This is a genomic window from Brevundimonas sp. (assembly GCF_036405315.1).
Taxonomy (GTDB): domain Bacteria; phylum Pseudomonadota; class Alphaproteobacteria; order Caulobacterales; family Caulobacteraceae; genus Brevundimonas.
Genome location: NZ_DASWXW010000037.1, coordinates 1 through 15,019, shown reverse-complemented (window position 1 = coordinate 15,019; position 15,019 = coordinate 1). Strand labels below are relative to the sequence as shown.

Below are 15,019 nucleotides of genomic sequence, written 5' to 3'. Positions count from 1 at the left end.
CAGCGCCCGCCGGGGATGCGCAGGGCGGCCAGCCCTTGCGCCGACAGGCCGGTCACGCCGTCGCCCCACAGGCCGCCCAGGCCCGCCGCCAGCGGCCACCTGGCCGGCGCGGCCAGGGCCGAGAGGGCGGCGGACAGCAAGAGGACGCCGGCGATCGAGCAGAAGACCTTGAAGGCGGTCGGCTGCAGCCGGTGCTGCAGGGCGTCGCCGATGGCCACCGCCAGGCCAAAGGCGATCAGCAGCAGGACGGCGGGCCAGGCGGCCAGCCCCAGCGACTGCATCATCAGGTCGGCGAAGGTCGCCCCCGTCCCGCCCAGCCAGTTGGTCGGCCCCTGCGTCGAGGCGGCGTTGAGGCTGGGGTCCGCCGGGTTCCACGAGATCATGGCGACCAGCAGAAGGCTGGCCAGCAGGGCTTGCAGGACGCCGCGGAACCGCACGGCGAAGGGCGCCGCCCAGACGATGCGGGCGGTGGACCAGGCGCGTTGGCCGAGCGCGAGGGCGACGGACATGAAGGCGAACCTCAGAAGACTAGGTCTTCCTTGTCGCGCGACAGGGTTAAGGGGCTGTTTACCAGGCGACGATCCGGCGTCCGCGACGTCTGGCCTCTGGACGCGGGCGGTCATCGGCGCGACACAGGCGGCATGGCTCAGACCGATTACGACATCATCATCGCGGGCGCGGGACTGGCGGGGGCGACGTTTGCCCTGGCGGCGGCGCAGGGCGGGCTGAAGCCGGTGCTGGTCGATCCCCAGCCCTTCGACGCCCAGCTGGCGCCGACCTTCGACGGGCGCTCGACCGCCATCGCCTATTCGACCTTCCGCATGCTGGACGCGCTCGGTCTGGGCGAGAGCCTTCGTCCCCACGCCTGTCGCATGGACCGGATTCTGGTCACGGACGGCAAGCGGCCGGGCGCCGCCAGTCGCCCGCCGTCGCCGGCCTATATCCGTTTCGACGCCGACGAGATCGGCGACCGCAACGGCGGCGAGCCCCTGGGCTACATGCTGGAGAACCGCCGCATCCGTACGGCCTTGGCGCAGGCCGTCACCGCCGCCGGGATCGAGGTCCGGGCGCCCGCCAGCGTGGCCGGGGTCGAGGTCGGGCCGGGTCTGGCGACCGTGAAACTGAAGGACGGCGCGACCCTTCAGGCGCCCCTGGTCGTGGGCGCCGAGGGGCGCGGCTCGACCGTGCGTCAGGCGGCAGGCATCGACACCTTCGGCTGGGGTTACGGCCAGAGCGGGGTGGTGGCGACGGTCAGGCTGGGCCGCGACCACGGCAATGTCGCCCACGAGTATTTCCTGCCCGACGGCCCCTTCGCCATCCTGCCCCTGACGGAACAGCGGGCCAGCCTGGTCTGGACCGAGAGCACGCGCCGGGCCGAGGCCCTGAAGGCGGCTTCGGACGAGGCCTTCCACGCCCACCTGATGCGCCGCTTCGGCGAGTTCCTGGACGGGGTCGAGGTGGTGGGGCCGCGCTTCGTCTATCCCCTGTCGCTGCAACTGGCGGAGAAACTGACGGCGCCGCGCATCGCCATCCTGGGCGACGCCGCCCACGGGGTGCACCCGGTGGCGGGGCAGGGTCTCAACATGGGGCTGAAGGACGCCGCCGCCCTGGCCGAGGTGCTGACCGACGCCGTGCGGATCGGCGAAGACATCGGCTCGGAGCTGGTGCTGGAACGCTACGCCCGCTGGCGCCGCTTCGACAATGCGGCTTTGGCGGCGGGCTTTGACGGCTTCGTGCGGCTGTTCTCCAATGATCTGCCGCCGGTGCGGCTGGCGCGCGACCTGGGCATGGCGGCGGTCAACCGCATCGCCCCCCTGCGCCGGGCCTTCATGCACGAGGCCGGCGGCGCGACGGGGGACCTGCCCCGCCTCTTGCGAGGCGAGAGTCTTTAAGGGGCCTATCGCCCTTCGGGCTACTTGAGGCCGCTTGAGCTTTCCTCCCCACAAGGTGGGGAGGGGGACCACGTAGTGGTGGAGGGGCGACGCAGAGGGCTGGCGTCGAGACGCCCCCTCCGTCACGGGCGCTGCGCGCCCTGGATCAGTCGTGGGTGTGCAGCAGTACGTCGCCCCCGTCGCGGCGGTCCGCCTCTTCCACCGCGCAGCGCAGGGCCGAGGCCCGGGTCTGGAACAGGCCGAAGAAGAGGCCGTCCGAGGAGGCCAGGCGCCAGACCCGGCCCAGGCGGCGGATTTCAAACAGGATGGGCGTGGCGGTCATACGCGGGCCTCGGCGTGGTGCAGGCGGTCGGCCTGGCGCTGAAGCTGGCGGGCGATGCGCAGGGCGGCCTCGCGGTCCTTGAAGGGCCGGGTGGCGCAGTCGTCCAGGGTGACGCACCAGCCGCCGTCGCGAGCGACGACGCCATAGGCGCGGCAGCGGTGAGGCGCGGCCAGGGATTGGGCTGGGCGCGCGTCGGGATAGCCGGTCATCATCGCGAGCGGCTCCGGTCGCCGGGGTCGCGGGGCGTGCAGCCCAGATAGAGGGCCAGAACGGTCTGGGTCATGCGCCAGACGCCGGGAGGATTGGCGCTCGGTGGAGCGGCGGAGTTCAGGGACTGGTTCAGCAAAGCGCGGCGGCTCATGGGGGTCTCCTTCATGAGGTGAAGAAGACGCCCAAGCGGCGTAAGGGCGCGATGCGGAAAGCGGGCCGCCGTCTAAGCGCGGCGTAAGGCCCGGTTCCTTGAAATCAGTCCAGCGGACGGGCGTCCTCGACCAGCATGATCGGCACGCCGTCGCGAATGGGGAAGGCCAGCTTGGCGCCCGCCGAGACCAGTTCGTTGCGCTCGCGGTCATAGGTCAGGCGGCCGCGCGTGACCGGGCAGACCAGGACCTCCAGCAGGCGGGGATCGACCGAGACGGGGGTGTTGAAGGCGTCGCTCATCATATTTGTTTCCTATCGCTCGCGCCGCGGGCGCTCGCTGCTTGAGGAAGCCGGTCGCCCGTAAGGTCCGCCGTATGCGGTTGCCGGTTCATAGCGCCAGGTCGGGGCGGCGCCTACTGCATCGCCGGGCCGTCGTCGTCGTCGCTGGCGGCGGCTTCGATGCGCAGCAGGGCGGTCAGGGCCTCGGCGCGGGCTTCCAGCGTCTGGGCTTCCAGCAGGGCCTGCTTCTCGGGCGGCTCGAAGGGCAGGGCCATGGCCAGGCTGTTGATCAGGGCCTCCTGAGGCGCGGCTTCGGCGGTGTCCCAGTCCACGTTCAGACCCCGGTGTTCCAGATAGGGGCGCAGCGCGTCGAGGAAGCCGTGGCGGTCGAACTCGGCGGCGGGATCGGGGGCGCGCAGGTCGGCCTCGAAGGCGGCGAAGTCGGCACGGACCTGGCGATAGGGCGTCTTGACCTGAAGCTCGCCGGTTACGTTGAAGCGGCAGATTCCGGTCAGGGTGATCAGATAGCGCCCGTCGGAGGTCTCGTTGAAGCTGGTGATGCGCCCGGCGCAGCCGACGCGGGCCAGGGGGGGCTGGGGCCCGCTGGCGCCGGTCAGGGGCTGGATCAGGCCGATGATCCGGTCCCCGGCCATGGCGTCGTCGACCATGTTGAGATAGCGCGGCTCGAAGACGTTCAGCGGCAACTGGCCGCGCGACAGCAGGATCGACCCCGGCAGGGGGAAGACCGGGATCACCTGGGGCAGCTCGATCGCCTTGATATAGCCCTGGGCCATCGCCGCTCTCCGATCAGGCGAACAGGATGGAGGACAGGCGGCGGCGGCCGTCGCGGGCGACCTCGCTGGTCGCGCCCGCCGCCTCGAACACGGTCAGCAGCTGCTTGCGCGCCGCCTGGTCGTTCCATTCGCGGTCGGCCTTGACGATGGCCAGCAGCTGATCGACCGCCCCGTTCAGGTCGCCCGCCGAGGCGAGGGCCAGGGACAGGTCGTAGCGGGCCTGATGATCGTTCGGATCGGCGGCGATCCTGGCCTGCAGTTCGGCGGCGGCGCCGGTCGGGGCCGAGGCGGCCAGGGCCAGCTGGGCGCGCACGCTCTGGACCATGGGATCGGCGGAGTCGGCCGGGGCCATGGCGATGGTCTGGCGCGCCTGTTCGGCGTCGCCCTCGGCCAGATAGACGCGGGCCATGCCGGCGATGGCCTTGGGGTTGTTCGGCTCCATGGTCATGACATGGGCGAAGGCCTGGGCCGCGCCGCCCAGGTCGTTCAGCGACAGGGACTCCTCGCCCAGCGACAACAGCTGTTCGACGTCGGTGTTGACCCCGGCGCCGCCGGTCAGCTTGTCGATGAAGGCCTTGATCTGGCTGTCGGGGATGGCGCCCTGGAAGCCGTCGACCGGCTGGCCGTTGACGAAGGCGTAGACGGTCGGGATCGACTGGACCCGCAGCTGGCCCGCATAGGCCGGGTTGGCGTCGACGTCGATCTTGACCATCTTCACCGCGCCCTTGGCGCCGCGCACGGCCTTTTCCAGCGCCGGGCCCAGCGTCCGGCACGGGCCGCACCAGGTGGCCCAGAAATCGACGATGATCGGCTGATGCTTCGAGGCCTCGATCACGTCGGCCATGAAGGAGGCGTCGGTGCCGTCCTTGATCAGGTCGGCGGGCGGGTTCAGCGTCGGGTCGGCGAAGGTCATGATCGGATCCGCATCAGGGTCGAAGAATCGTAACGGATCAGATGGCGTCGGGATGCCTCGCCATCAAGCGGCAAGTGCAGGAAGTGAGGCGTCTGGCCGCAACGGCGATCGGTCCGTGAGAAAAACAGAGTCCAATTCGTCTGAATCGTCTGAAATCGACCGCCGCGGCCGGGCGTAAAGGCCGGCATAGCAGGCGTCTGCGACAGATCGGGTCGTGGCGCTGTCAGAGCCGGTCCATGCGCAGCCAGCGGCGGTCGCCCAGCCAGGCGGCGCGCAGGGCCGCCTCGGCCGCCGCGGCTTCGGCGGCGTTCCCTTGCGCGGCTTCGCTGCGGGCCAGACCGTAGAGGGCCCAGCCGTTGCCGGGGGTCTGGGCCAGGGCGTAGCGGAAGGCGTCGGCGGCCTCGGCGGGCCGACCGGCCTGATAGAGGGCGGCGCCCAGCGACTGGTTGACCGGATAATACCAGTAGGGCGGCTCCTGATAGGGCAGGCTCGCCTCGAGGGCGACGGCGCGGCGGTAGTGGCCGGCGGCTTCGAGATGACGGCCGCGCGCCGTGGCCAGACGTCCGCGCGCCACGGCCTCGGCCAGGCTCAGCAGGTCCGGCGCGGGCACGCCCTGGGCGACCATGTCGGCGAAGGCGCCGGAGGTTTTCAGCGCGTTCATGGCCGCCAGTTCGCGCTCGAAATTCCTTGGGTCGCGCAGGCGGGCGTAGGCGACGGCGCGGGCGTAGCGGCGCATGGCCACGGCGTAGGGCAGGCGGGCGTCGGGGGCGGGGGCCGACAGGATGGCGCGCGGCGCGGCGAACTGGGCCAGGGCCTGATAGGGGGCGGCGTCGATGACCTGGATCCAGGCGATTTTCGCCGAGGTCGCCGGGTCCAGCACGGTGCGAAGGCGCCGCGCCTCGGTCAGGGCGGTGTCCATGTCGCCGGCCATCTGGGCCGAGGCGACGATGAAGTGGATGTTGTGCGGATAATAGCCGTAGCGCACCAGGCTCTCGTCGCCCGCATCGCGGATGAAGGCCTCGTCGGCCCGCGCCGCCGCCAGGTTGAGACGGATGGAGTCGGCGTAGCGCCCGCGCCGCACATAGATGTGGCCCGGCATGTGGACCAGGTGGCCGGCGCTGGTCGTGGGGGCGGCGGCCAGGCGGTCGGCCGCGGCCTCGGCCCGCTGCGGATCGGCGGCCTCCATCAGGTGGATGTAGAGGTGGGCCGCCTGGACGTGATCAGGGCTGCGGGCCAGCACCCCCTCGACCAGGCGCACGGCCTCGCCGCTGCGGCCGATCGGGGTGCGCTTGTCCGCCTGCCAGTAGTTCCACGGCGTGGTGTCCATCGCCGCCTCGGCGGCCAGGACGGCGATGTCGTCGTCCTCGGGGAAGCGGTCGGCGACGGCCAGCATGGCGTCGGCGTAGGCGGCGTCCAGGGCGGCGCGGTCGGCGGCGGGGTCCTCGGAATAGCGCCGGGCCAGGGCCTCGATCAGGGCCTGTTCCTGGGGCGCCGCCTGCGTCCGCAGGGCCATGGCCCGGCTGAGGGCCTTGAGCGCCGCGGGCCGGTCGCGGTCGTCCATCGGGGCGTTGATGTTGGGACCCAGGGCCGCGGCCTCGCCCCACCAGCACAGGGCGCAGTCGGGATCCAGCGTCTGGGCTTCGCGGAAGGAGCGCACGGCGCCGGCGTGGTTGAAGCCGTAGGCCAGCATCAGGCCCTGGCTGAAATAGGCCTGGCCCCGGGGATCGCGGGTCGTCGCAATCAGCTTCGAGGTCGTCAGGTCGGGATAGAGGGGGATGGTCTGAGGCTGACTGGTCTGGGCCTGGCTGGCCGGGGCGGCGACGGCCGAGGCGATCAGCAGCTCGCGCAGCAGGGCCCCGCCCGCCTGGCCCGGTCCGCACAGGGCGCCGAACAGGCTGGTCGCATCGAGCGGGGCGGACGACAGGCGCGGCGCGGCGGCCGATCCCGTCAGGACCAGACCGGCGCCGCCCACGGCCAGGGCTTTCCACAACAGTCGCATGCACCGTCTCCCTGTCAGGGTCTGACGCGATGAACGCCCGCGGCGCCGTTCGGCGCAGATACGAAGAACGGCGATATTACCCGCCATCGCCCCGCTTCGACAGGGCGATTCAGGGAAACGCGACTTTCCTGGGCTGGCTGGGGCAGCCCTGAACAGGAACCCGAGACGCCTTCGCGCCCTTGTCGGAAGAAGGCGGGGTGGATCGTCTAGACGGCGAACGGCCGACGCTGGATGTAGAGGGCGGCGCCGCCGGCGAGCATCACGCCGAGGAGGATCATTGCCCACTCGGACATGGTCGGCACGGGCGCGGGGGATACATAGGTGATCGAAACCAGTCCGTCGCCGGCGCGCACGCCGGCAACCGTCGAACCGCCCGTCACGCCGCCCAGGTAGGACGATCCGCCGCCGCCCCCGGAGTGGGCGCTGGAAACGCCGCCGCCGTAATATCCGCCGCCGCCGCCGCCGACCCAGGGGGTGCTCGCTACCGTGGCATGGCCGCCGACGCCCAGGGCGCCGCCGATGGTTCCGCCGGCGGCCTGGGTTCCGCCGGTTCCGATGCTGCCGCCGCCGGCGACGCCGCCATCGGCGCCGACAAGCCCGCCGCCGTTGCCGCCCGGCGTGCCATTGGCGGTGGACCCGCCGCCGCCGGCGCCGACGATCTTGCGATCGGCAAGCGCGGTTCCACCCTGCCTGACGTCGCTGGCCCCGCCGCCGCCGCCGACAACAACGGACGAAGGCCCGTTGTTCACGCCGTTGCCGCCGCCGTTGAAGCCGCCGCCCATGATGACGCCGGAGCCGACCGCCGCCACGCCGCGTCCGCCGACGTTGATCTGTAGCGTCTCTCCCGGGGTGACGGCCAGCACGCCCGTCGCGCGGCCGCCTCGACCGCCCAGGACGGCGCCGCTGTCGAAGCCTTGTGCGCCTTCAGCGACGATCGTCACCGAGGTCACGCCGGCGGGAACGACCCAAGGCTGGGCCGCGCCGGTATGGCTGAAGTTCAGAGTGGTTTGCGCTTGTGCGGCCGTGGCGGCCAGCAGGGAGCCTGCGGCCATGACGGCGGCGAGAGCCAAGGCCCAGCCCTGGCGTGCGAACGGAAACGAGAACACGGACCCCCCCCATGAGGTTGAAGAAGCTTGAGCTTAACAAACGTGGTTAATCGAACCTTGCCGTCCACGTCCAGGCCTATTTGCCCGATCGACCAGGCCGATAGGCCGGAGACGGGGATGACCTCGACGGCGGCCCGATCGACGTTCGCCGGGGGGCGGCGCGATGGCGGAATTCAACCTGGGCTCTGTCGCTTCAATCCAGGGCGTCGAAGTCCACGACCAGGGGCTGGCGGTCCAGCAGGGTCAGGACGCGGCGGAAGTCGGCCTGATCGAGGGCGGTGGTGGCCGTGTTGGTCAGGGGGTGGAAGTTGACGATGTCGGCGTCCCACAGGCGCTGATCCAGGACGAAGGTCACGCGGCGATCCGCGTCGTTGATGAGGCCGAGCGCCGTGACCGAGCCGGGACGGACGCCGAGCGTCTCCCACATCAGGGTCTCGGCGCCGAAGGACAGGCGGTCCGAGCCGAGGGTCTTGTGGGCGCGTTTCAGGTCGATGACCGTGTCCTGGGCCGCCGAGATCAGCCACAATCGACCCTTCTTGTCCTTGAGAAACAGGTTCTTGGTGTGGACGCCGGGCAGGTCGGCCTTGAGGTCCAGACCTTCCTCGACGCGGAAGACGGCGGGGTGGTCGTGGGTGGTCTGGACCACGCCGTTCTCGGCCATCCAGGCCAGCAGACGGGCGCGGTCATAGGCGGGGACGGTCTCTAGGGCGGGCAGTTCGGGCGCGGTGTCGGTCATCTCGGCCTTGTCGGGCGGGCGGCGGGGGCGATAGGGGAGAAGGACATCATCGTTACCCCCTGTTCGACCTGTTTGGGAGCCCGCGTCTTGGAACTGGAATGCTATCCGATGACCGCCCGGCCGTGCGACCTGGTGCCGGGCCGCCAGTCGCGCAACTGGATGGACGCCTTCGCCAGCCGTCACCCCTATCGCTGTCTGCCGCTGAACATGGCCAACACCACGGGGTGGGAGATCCTGTGCCCCTTCGGCTTCACCGCCGAATGGAACGGCGGCCCGGCCCAGTCGGACATCAAGATCACGCCCGACCGGCACCAGCCGGAGCTGGACCACTTCGTCACCTCGCACTTCTCGCGCGGGGTGCTGACCATGCACCCCCAGTATCTGTTCCGCACCCCGCCGGGCTGGGGCATGCTGGCGCAGGGCTCTCCCAACCACGTCAAGGACGGCATCCAGCCGCTGACGGGCCTGATCGAGACCGACTGGCTGCCCTTCCCCTTCACCATGAACTGGATCTTCACGCGGCCGGGCAAGGTGCGGTTCGAGAAGGGCGAGCCCTTCTGCTTCATCCTGCCGATCGAGCATCGCAAGGTGGAGGCCTTTGAGCCGGTGATCCGGTCGCTGGACTCCAACCCCGGCATGAAGGGCCAGTTCGAGGCCTGGAACCGGGCGCGCACCGACTTCAACAGCCGCCTGGCCTCGGGCGATCCCGACGCGGCCAAGGAGGCCTGGCAGCGGTTCTACTTCAAGGGCGAGGTGCCCGAAGCCCTGGGCTCGGCGCCGGCGACCCACTCGAACAAGCGGCGTCTGAAGACGCCTCGGGTCGGCTGAGGCCGACCCGAGGGTCTTGGCTTTAAGAGGCCTATCGCCCTTCGGGCTGCTTGAGGCCGTTGAAGGGGCCTATCGCGCTTCGCGCTGCTTGAGGCCGTGACCAGAAATGGAAACGCCCGCCTCATCGCCGAGGCGGGCGTTGCTTTTAGCGCGATAGGTCTGCGCTCAAGCAGCGAGCGACCGCGTCGCGAGCGATAGCGCCCTCTTACTTGGAGACAGGCCGGGTCACGCGCGGGCCGAGGTTGTTGATGACCTCGCGAGCGTCGAAGGCGTTGGGGTCGCCGGCGGGCTTGGGTCCGCGGCCCATGACGATCTCGGCGGTGGCCTCGTAGCGGTCGACCTGACGGATGTCGCGGTCGCGACCCCAGTAGGGATCCCACATGCTCCAGTAGCCGCGCTGATAGAAGCGCCACTGGGGACCCCAGTAGGGGCCGTAGCGGTCGTAGTAGAAGGGATCGGGCGTCGTATAGAAGCGGGTGTCGCGGTCGGTGGCGCGGGTCACGGTGGCGAACCAGTCGTAGCCGTTCTCGACCGTCAGTTCGGCCGAGCGCAGCAGCAGCGACATCTCGACCTGATCGCGCGAGGTGACGGAGTTGCCCGAGAAGCTGACGCGGAAGCGGTTGGCCTCCAGTCGTTGCTCGGCGTAGCCGCCGCGGTCGCCCTGATAGCCGGCCGGTTGATAGGGGGTGGCGGTGGCGCAGGCGCCCAGGGCCAGGGCGCCTGCCAGAGCGACCAGAACCGACGTTTTGCGAAGATTTCTCATGGGAGGTTCTCCTTGAACGTTCACTGAACGTCCGTGGTGCTGAACGACAGGTGAACAGCCAAGTTCCTGAGCCTGCGACACAGACGCCTATCCGTGCAATCTGGTGACGATCAGGACGGCCGCAAGGATCAGCAGGCCGCCGACGAAGATCCCGAAGCCGCGCTTGAAGCGGGGCTCGTTCATCCGGTTGGCCAGGGCCGCGCCGCCCAGGCCGTAGGCGCTCATCGACAGGACGTCCATGCCGATGGTGGCCAGGGCGAACAGGGCCAGCTGGGGCGCGACCGGGCGGTTGACGTCAAGGAAGGGCGGCAGGACGGCGGTGAAGAAGAGGATGGCCTTGGGGTTGGCGATCTGGACCGCGAAGCCGTCGATCAGGGCGCTGCGCCCGCGCTTGACCTCGACATGGTCGGGCTGGGCCTCGGTCTGGAAGGCCCCGCGCAGGGCCTTGATCCCCAGCCAGGCGACATAGAGGGCGCCCAGGACGGCGATGAGGCGGAAGACCTGGGGGAAGGCCGCGACCAGGGCGCCGAGGCCGAGGGCCGCGGCGCCGAACCAGACCAGGGTGGCGGCGTTCATGCCGACCACGCCGATCAGGGCCGAGGCGCGGCCCTTCTCCATCCCGGTCGCCACGGCGAACAGGTTGGCCGGTCCCGGCGTGATCGCCATGACGGCCATGACGCCCAGGAAGGCGGCGTAGAGATGCGGATCGACGGGAAGCGCGGCCATGCGACCCCCTTTCCGGCGAGGGGGCGGTCAGGTCAAGCGCGGTCTGGAGGCGAGATCAGATCCTGGCGGGCTCGGCCGGCGGGGCCGGGGGCGCGGGCGGGGCGATCGGAGCGCCGAAGGCGTCGTTGAGCGCGTCGACGGCGTCCAGCGACTCGCCGACGGCGTAGTCGGTCATGAGGCCGTAAGTCACCATCTGGTCAGGATCGGGATGGGCCCAGGCGCCGTTGACGGCCAGGCCCTGAACCATGGGGGCGACGCCGGCCAGGGCCTCTGTCACCACGGCCTCGATGTCCATCTCGGCGAGCGCCTGCTGGGCGATCTCGCCGGCCTGCTGGGCCGCGACGCCGGTGAAGGCGGCGACATGGGGCTGATACTCGGACCACAGGGCGGCGACGCGCAGGCCCTTGGTGGTTTCGTCCAGGGCGTCGTCGTCCTGGATGGCCTCGGCGCGTTCGCCGAACTCCTCCATCTTCTTTTCGAAGCGGGCGGCGGCGGCCTCCAGCTGGACCTCGGCCGAGGTCTTGGCCTCCTGGGCCACGGCGGCGGAGACGGGCAGCAGGGCGAGGGCGGCGGCGAGCGACAGGGCGCGGATCATCACGGGGCTCCTTCGGCGGACGCGGCAAGGTCCGCCGAACGCCGCCCGGCCTCAAGTGAAATCGCGGTAAGGCGAGGGGCGGCGCGACGGCCGCCCCTCCTTGAAGACGCTTACTGGGGCGTGGCGACGACCGTGGCGGCCGGGGCGGCGGCCTTGGCGGCGATGGCCTGCTGGACGGCCAGGCGGATCTGCGGGGCGATGCCACGAATGGCGGGGCCGACCTTGGCGCGAGCCTCGGTCAGTTCCTGGCGTTCGCTATCCTCGGCGGCGGCCGCCAGCTGGCTGTCGAGGAAGGTCTCGAAGGCGGTGGCGAAGGCGTCGAAGTCGGACTGATAGCGGCCCAGGATGACATCGGCGTCGGCCATGCGCTTGGCTTCATCGCCGCCGTCGGGGCCGTCGACCACGGCGGTCAGTTCGGTCTGCAGGCTTTCCATGCGGGCCTGGAAGGCCTCGGCCTTGGCCTCCATCTCGATCTCGGCGGGGGACTTGGGCTTGGCGGGGGCGGGGGCGGCTTCGGCCGGGGCGGCCGGGGCGGCTTCCTGGGCGAAGGCGGGCGCGGCGAAGGCGAGCGTCGCCGCGGCGGCGGCGAGGGTCAGGCGCAGGGACATGAGAGGGAGGCTCCGGCAGGGCGGGAGAAGAACTCGCCGCAAGACAACATCGACCAGGTCGATCGATCACCTCTCAAGGTTGGCCTTGTCAGAGGCCGAGAGCAAGCGCCAGCATGGCGTCATGAGACGATCTTCCCTTCTGTTCGGTCTATCCGCCGTGATCGGCCTGACGCCGTGCGCCGCGCCGGCGGAGGCCCAGACGGGCGGCCGGACGCGCGCCTATGCGACCTCCGGCGACTGCGGCGGGCGACCCGCGACGATGGTGCGGATGGCGCCGGGCCTGTGTCTGGGCCTGGTCTGGCAAGGAGCGGGACGCGAGGGGCCGAGGATGCCGCGCGGCCTGATGCCGCTGGCCGACGGCGACTGGCTGGTGACGGACCTGGGCGGCTGGGAGGCGGGGCGGGGCGCGGTGTGGCGGCTGTCGTTCGCGGACGACGGCTCGGCGCGGTGGCGGCGGCTGGCGGGCGGCCTGTCGATGCCGCACACCGCAGCGCGCGGGCCGGACGGGCGGATCTATGTGTCCGAGATGAACCGCATCCTGACCCTGGACCCCGAGGCAGCCGATCCGGAGCTGAGCGTACGCACCGTGATCGGCGGCCTGCCGGACAATCGGCTGCACGACAACCGCCACCCGCTGTCGAGCTTCGTCTTCGACGGCAACGGCGATCTGCTGGTCAATGTCGGGGCGCCCAGCGACCGCTGTCTGGACGCGGCGGGCAAGGTGAAGGCGGATGCGCGCGGGGCCTGCGTCGAGGACGCGGCGACGGCTCAGGTGCGGCGTCACGCCTATCTGGGGGATGGACGTTGGGCCGAGGAGAGCAGCGTCTTCGCCAGCGGCCTGCGCAACTCCATCGCCCTGGTACGTCATGCGTCGGGGGCGGTGCTGCAGGCCGAGAACTCGGTGGATCTGACCACGCCCGAGCATCCGTTCGACGAGGTTAATGTGCTTCGGCAGGGCGGGCATTACGGCTGGCCCTACTGCGTCGATTTGCAGACGCCGCTGCCGGGCTGGCCTGCCCGACAGGCGCGCTGCGGCGAGCGTGATCAGCCGGTAGCCCTGCTGCCGCCGCACGCGGCGCCGCTGGACATGATCTATTACGAGGGGGCGATGTTCCCCGAACTGCGCGGCCGGTTGCTGATGACCTGGCACGGCTATCAGCGCACGGCGGGCCGGATCACGGCGGCGGAGACGGATGCGCGGGGTGTTCCCCTGACCGATGTGGGCGGGCGATACGCCGTCTATCCGCGCGGGGCGATGGCCTATCCGGCGGGGGCCCCGAGCGTGAAGGGCAGGGTGCTGACGCCAGGCTGGGACCGGGTGGCGGGGCGTCAGCCGCGCGGCTCGCCGGTGGTCATGGCGGTCGCCGCCGACGGGTCGATCTGGGTCACGGACGACCGCAGCCGGGCGATCCTGAGGATCGCCCGGTCGCAGCCTTAGAGATCAGCCCTTGGTGCGGGCGTCGCGCTTGGCCAGGACGCGCAGGCGCAGGGCGTTCAGCTTGATGAAGCCGGCCGCGTCCTTGTGGTCATAGGCCTGGACGCCTTCCTCGAAGGTGACGAGGTCCTGGTCGTAGAGGCTGTAGGGGCTTTCGCGGCCGACGACGGTGGCGTTGCCCTTGTAGAGCTTGACCCGGACCGTGCCCGACACCTTCTCCTGGCTCTTGTCCACGGCGGCCTGCAGCATCTCGCGCTCGGGCGAGAACCAGAAGCCGTTGTAGACGAGGTGGGCGTATTTGACCGCCAGTTCATCCTTCAGGTGCATGGCGCCGCGGTCCAGGGTGATGGACTCGATGCCGCGGTGGGCGGCCAGCAGGATGGCGCCGCCGGGGGTCTCATAGACGCCGCGCGACTTCATGCCGACGAAGCGGTTCTCGACCAGGTCCAGACGGCCGATGCCGTTGTCGTGGCCGTACTGGTTCAGGGCGGTCAGCAGGGTGGCGGGGCTCATGGCCTCGCCGTTGATCGAGACGGCGTCGCCCTTCTCGAAACCGATGGTGATGACCGTGGCGACGTCCGGGGCGGCTTCCGGCGAGAGGGTGCGCTGGTGCACGAACTCGGGGGCCTCGACGGCGGGGTCTTCCAACACCTTGCCCTCGGACGAGGAGTGCAGAAGGTTGGCGTCGACCGAGAAGGGGGCCTCGCCGCGCTTGTCCTTGGCGATCGGGATCTGATGCTTCTCGGCGAAGTCCAGCAGGGCCTCGCGCGAACGGAACTCCCACTCGCGCCAGGGGGCGATGACGTGGATGTCCGGGTTCAGGGCGTAGTAGCCCAGCTCGAAGCGGACCTGGTCGTTGCCCTTGCCGGTGGCGCCGTGGCAGACGGCGTCGGCGCCCAGCTGGCGGGCGATCTCGATCTGGCGCTTGGCGATCAGCGGACGCGCGATCGAGGTGCCGAGCAGGTACTGGCCCTCATACAGGGCGTTGGCGCGGAACATGGGGAAGACGAAGTCGCGCACGAACTCCTCGCGCAGGTCGTCGATGAAGATGTTCTCGGGCTTGATGCCCAGCTTCAGCGCCTTCTCCTTGGCCGGAGCCAGCTCTTCGCCCTGGCCCAGGTCGGCGGTGAAGGTGATGACCTCGGCGCCGTATTCCTCCTGCAGCCACTTCAGGATGATCGACGTGTCCAGCCCGCCCGAATAGGCGAGGACGACTTTCTTGATCGGCCGGTCTTGGGGGGCGGGCGAGGTCATGGGTGGAAAAATCCTTTCGGGACGCGGGGAGGCGTATCTGGCGCGCTTAAAGGACCAGACGCCCCCTGATGCAAGGGCATGATTGTGTCGTGGGCGCTAGATGTGAAAAAGGCGCCGCGGCCGAAGCCGCGACGCCCTTCATCCATCAGGCGACGGCTGGCCTCAGACGAGGGCTTTCAGCTGGTCGACCAGATCGGTCTTTTCCCAGCTGAAGCCGCCGTCGGCGTCGGGGGCGCGGCCGAAGTGGCCGTAGGCGGCGCTGCGGCGGTAGATGGGCTTGTTCAGGCCCAGGTGCTCGCGGATGGCGCGCGGCGAGGCGCCGCCGATCAGCTTGGGCAGTTCGGCTTCCAGCACCGCCTCGTCGATCTTGCCCGTGCCGTGCAGGTCGACGTGGACCGACAGGGGCTTG

The 15,019-nt window shown here is 70.4% G+C and carries 19 protein-coding genes; 3 read left to right on the top strand and 16 right to left on the bottom strand.

Annotated elements, in window-relative coordinates; genetic code table 11:
- Positions 1–509: DNA translocase FtsK 4TM domain-containing protein (locus VGE49_RS02700; RefSeq protein WP_331033046.1), on the bottom strand; the 509-nt coding region annotated here is incomplete at its 3' end.
- A 132-nt stretch (positions 510–641) separates the two neighbouring features.
- Here VGE49_RS02700 and VGE49_RS02695 point away from each other — a divergent pair.
- Complete coding sequence (locus tag VGE49_RS02695) at positions 642–1,892, top strand: UbiH/UbiF/VisC/COQ6 family ubiquinone biosynthesis hydroxylase (protein WP_331033045.1); 1,251 nt, start codon at positions 642–644, stop codon at positions 1,890–1,892.
- A 145-nt stretch (positions 1,893–2,037) separates the two neighbouring features.
- Here VGE49_RS02695 and VGE49_RS02690 read toward each other — a convergent pair whose 3' ends face one another.
- The 9 genes from VGE49_RS02690 to VGE49_RS02650 all read right to left on the bottom strand — a co-directional run bounded on the left by VGE49_RS02690 (position 2,038) and on the right by VGE49_RS02650 (position 8,401).
- Positions 2,038–2,214: a hypothetical protein gene (locus VGE49_RS02690; protein ID WP_331033044.1), complete on the bottom strand. Its 177-nt coding sequence runs from the start codon at positions 2,212–2,214 to the stop codon at positions 2,038–2,040.
- Positions 2,211–2,423 (bottom strand): hypothetical protein, encoded by a 213-nt coding sequence (locus VGE49_RS02685; protein WP_331033043.1) that lies wholly within the window; start codon positions 2,421–2,423, stop codon positions 2,211–2,213. Before VGE49_RS02685 ends, VGE49_RS02690 begins: the two co-directional genes overlap by 4 nt.
- The gene (locus tag VGE49_RS02680) at positions 2,423–2,575 is read right to left on the bottom strand and encodes a hypothetical protein (protein ID WP_331033042.1); all 153 of its coding nucleotides are present in this window, start codon (positions 2,573–2,575) and stop codon (positions 2,423–2,425) included. The genes VGE49_RS02685 and VGE49_RS02680 overlap by 1 nt, the downstream gene beginning before the upstream one ends.
- A 104-nt stretch (positions 2,576–2,679) precedes the next feature.
- Positions 2,680–2,874, bottom strand: a complete 195-nt coding sequence (locus VGE49_RS02675; RefSeq protein WP_331033041.1) for a Trm112 family protein — start codon at positions 2,872–2,874, stop codon at positions 2,680–2,682.
- 113 nt (positions 2,875–2,987) lie between these two features.
- Entirely contained in the window at positions 2,988–3,647 is a 660-nt protein-coding gene (locus tag VGE49_RS02670) for an LON peptidase substrate-binding domain-containing protein (RefSeq protein WP_331033040.1), read from the bottom strand.
- Positions 3,648–3,660: 13 nt separating this feature from the next.
- Entirely contained in the window at positions 3,661–4,560 is a 900-nt protein-coding gene (locus VGE49_RS02665; protein ID WP_331033039.1) for a co-chaperone YbbN, read from the bottom strand.
- A 223-nt stretch (positions 4,561–4,783) separates the two neighbouring features.
- Positions 4,784–6,559 carry a tetratricopeptide repeat protein gene (locus VGE49_RS02660; protein ID WP_331033038.1) on the bottom strand — a complete coding sequence of 592 codons (1,776 nt, stop codon included), beginning with the start codon at positions 6,557–6,559 and terminating at the stop codon, positions 4,784–4,786.
- 206 nt (positions 6,560–6,765) lie between these two features.
- The gene (locus VGE49_RS02655) at positions 6,766–7,665 is read right to left on the bottom strand and encodes an IPTL-CTERM sorting domain-containing protein (RefSeq protein ID WP_331033037.1); all 900 of its coding nucleotides are present in this window, start codon (positions 7,663–7,665) and stop codon (positions 6,766–6,768) included.
- Between the two features lie 193 nt (positions 7,666–7,858).
- A complete protein-coding gene (locus VGE49_RS02650; RefSeq protein WP_331033036.1) occupies positions 7,859–8,401 on the bottom strand; it encodes a prolyl-tRNA synthetase associated domain-containing protein in 543 nt (180 codons plus the stop codon).
- Positions 8,402–8,488: 87 nt separating this feature from the next.
- On the opposite strand from VGE49_RS02650, the gene VGE49_RS02645 reads away from it, so the two are divergent.
- Complete coding sequence (locus VGE49_RS02645; protein WP_331033035.1) at positions 8,489–9,229, top strand: DUF6065 family protein; 741 nt, start codon at positions 8,489–8,491, stop codon at positions 9,227–9,229.
- Between the two features lie 205 nt (positions 9,230–9,434).
- Here VGE49_RS02645 and VGE49_RS02640 read toward each other — a convergent pair whose 3' ends face one another.
- From VGE49_RS02640 to VGE49_RS02625, 4 genes are all read right to left on the bottom strand, one after another.
- Positions 9,435–9,992, bottom strand: coding sequence for a CC0125/CC1285 family lipoprotein (locus VGE49_RS02640; RefSeq protein WP_331033034.1), 558 nt, complete (start codon positions 9,990–9,992; stop codon positions 9,435–9,437).
- A gap of 87 nt (positions 9,993–10,079) precedes the next feature.
- On the bottom strand, positions 10,080–10,718 hold the full coding sequence (locus tag VGE49_RS02635; RefSeq protein ID WP_331033033.1) for a LysE family translocator: 639 nt from the start codon (positions 10,716–10,718) through the stop codon (positions 10,080–10,082).
- A 55-nt stretch (positions 10,719–10,773) separates the two neighbouring features.
- Positions 10,774–11,313 (bottom strand): hypothetical protein, encoded by a 540-nt coding sequence (locus VGE49_RS02630; RefSeq protein WP_331033032.1) that lies wholly within the window; start codon positions 11,311–11,313, stop codon positions 10,774–10,776.
- A gap of 110 nt (positions 11,314–11,423) precedes the next feature.
- Positions 11,424–11,921, bottom strand: coding sequence for a hypothetical protein (locus VGE49_RS02625; protein WP_331033031.1), 498 nt, complete (start codon positions 11,919–11,921; stop codon positions 11,424–11,426).
- A gap of 121 nt (positions 11,922–12,042) precedes the next feature.
- On the opposite strand from VGE49_RS02625, the gene VGE49_RS02620 reads away from it, so the two are divergent.
- Positions 12,043–13,359 (top strand): PQQ-dependent sugar dehydrogenase, encoded by a 1,317-nt coding sequence (locus tag VGE49_RS02620; RefSeq protein ID WP_331033030.1) that lies wholly within the window; start codon positions 12,043–12,045, stop codon positions 13,357–13,359.
- 3 nt (positions 13,360–13,362) lie between these two features.
- On the opposite strand, the gene VGE49_RS02615 is transcribed toward VGE49_RS02620, so the two are convergent.
- Both VGE49_RS02615 and VGE49_RS02610 read right to left on the bottom strand, forming a co-directional pair.
- Positions 13,363–14,610, bottom strand: coding sequence for an argininosuccinate synthase (locus VGE49_RS02615; protein WP_331033029.1), 1,248 nt, complete (start codon positions 14,608–14,610; stop codon positions 13,363–13,365).
- 162 nt (positions 14,611–14,772) lie between these two features.
- A partial coding sequence (locus VGE49_RS02610; RefSeq protein WP_331033028.1) for a methionine adenosyltransferase domain-containing protein occupies positions 14,773–15,019 on the bottom strand: 247 nt, incomplete at its 5' end.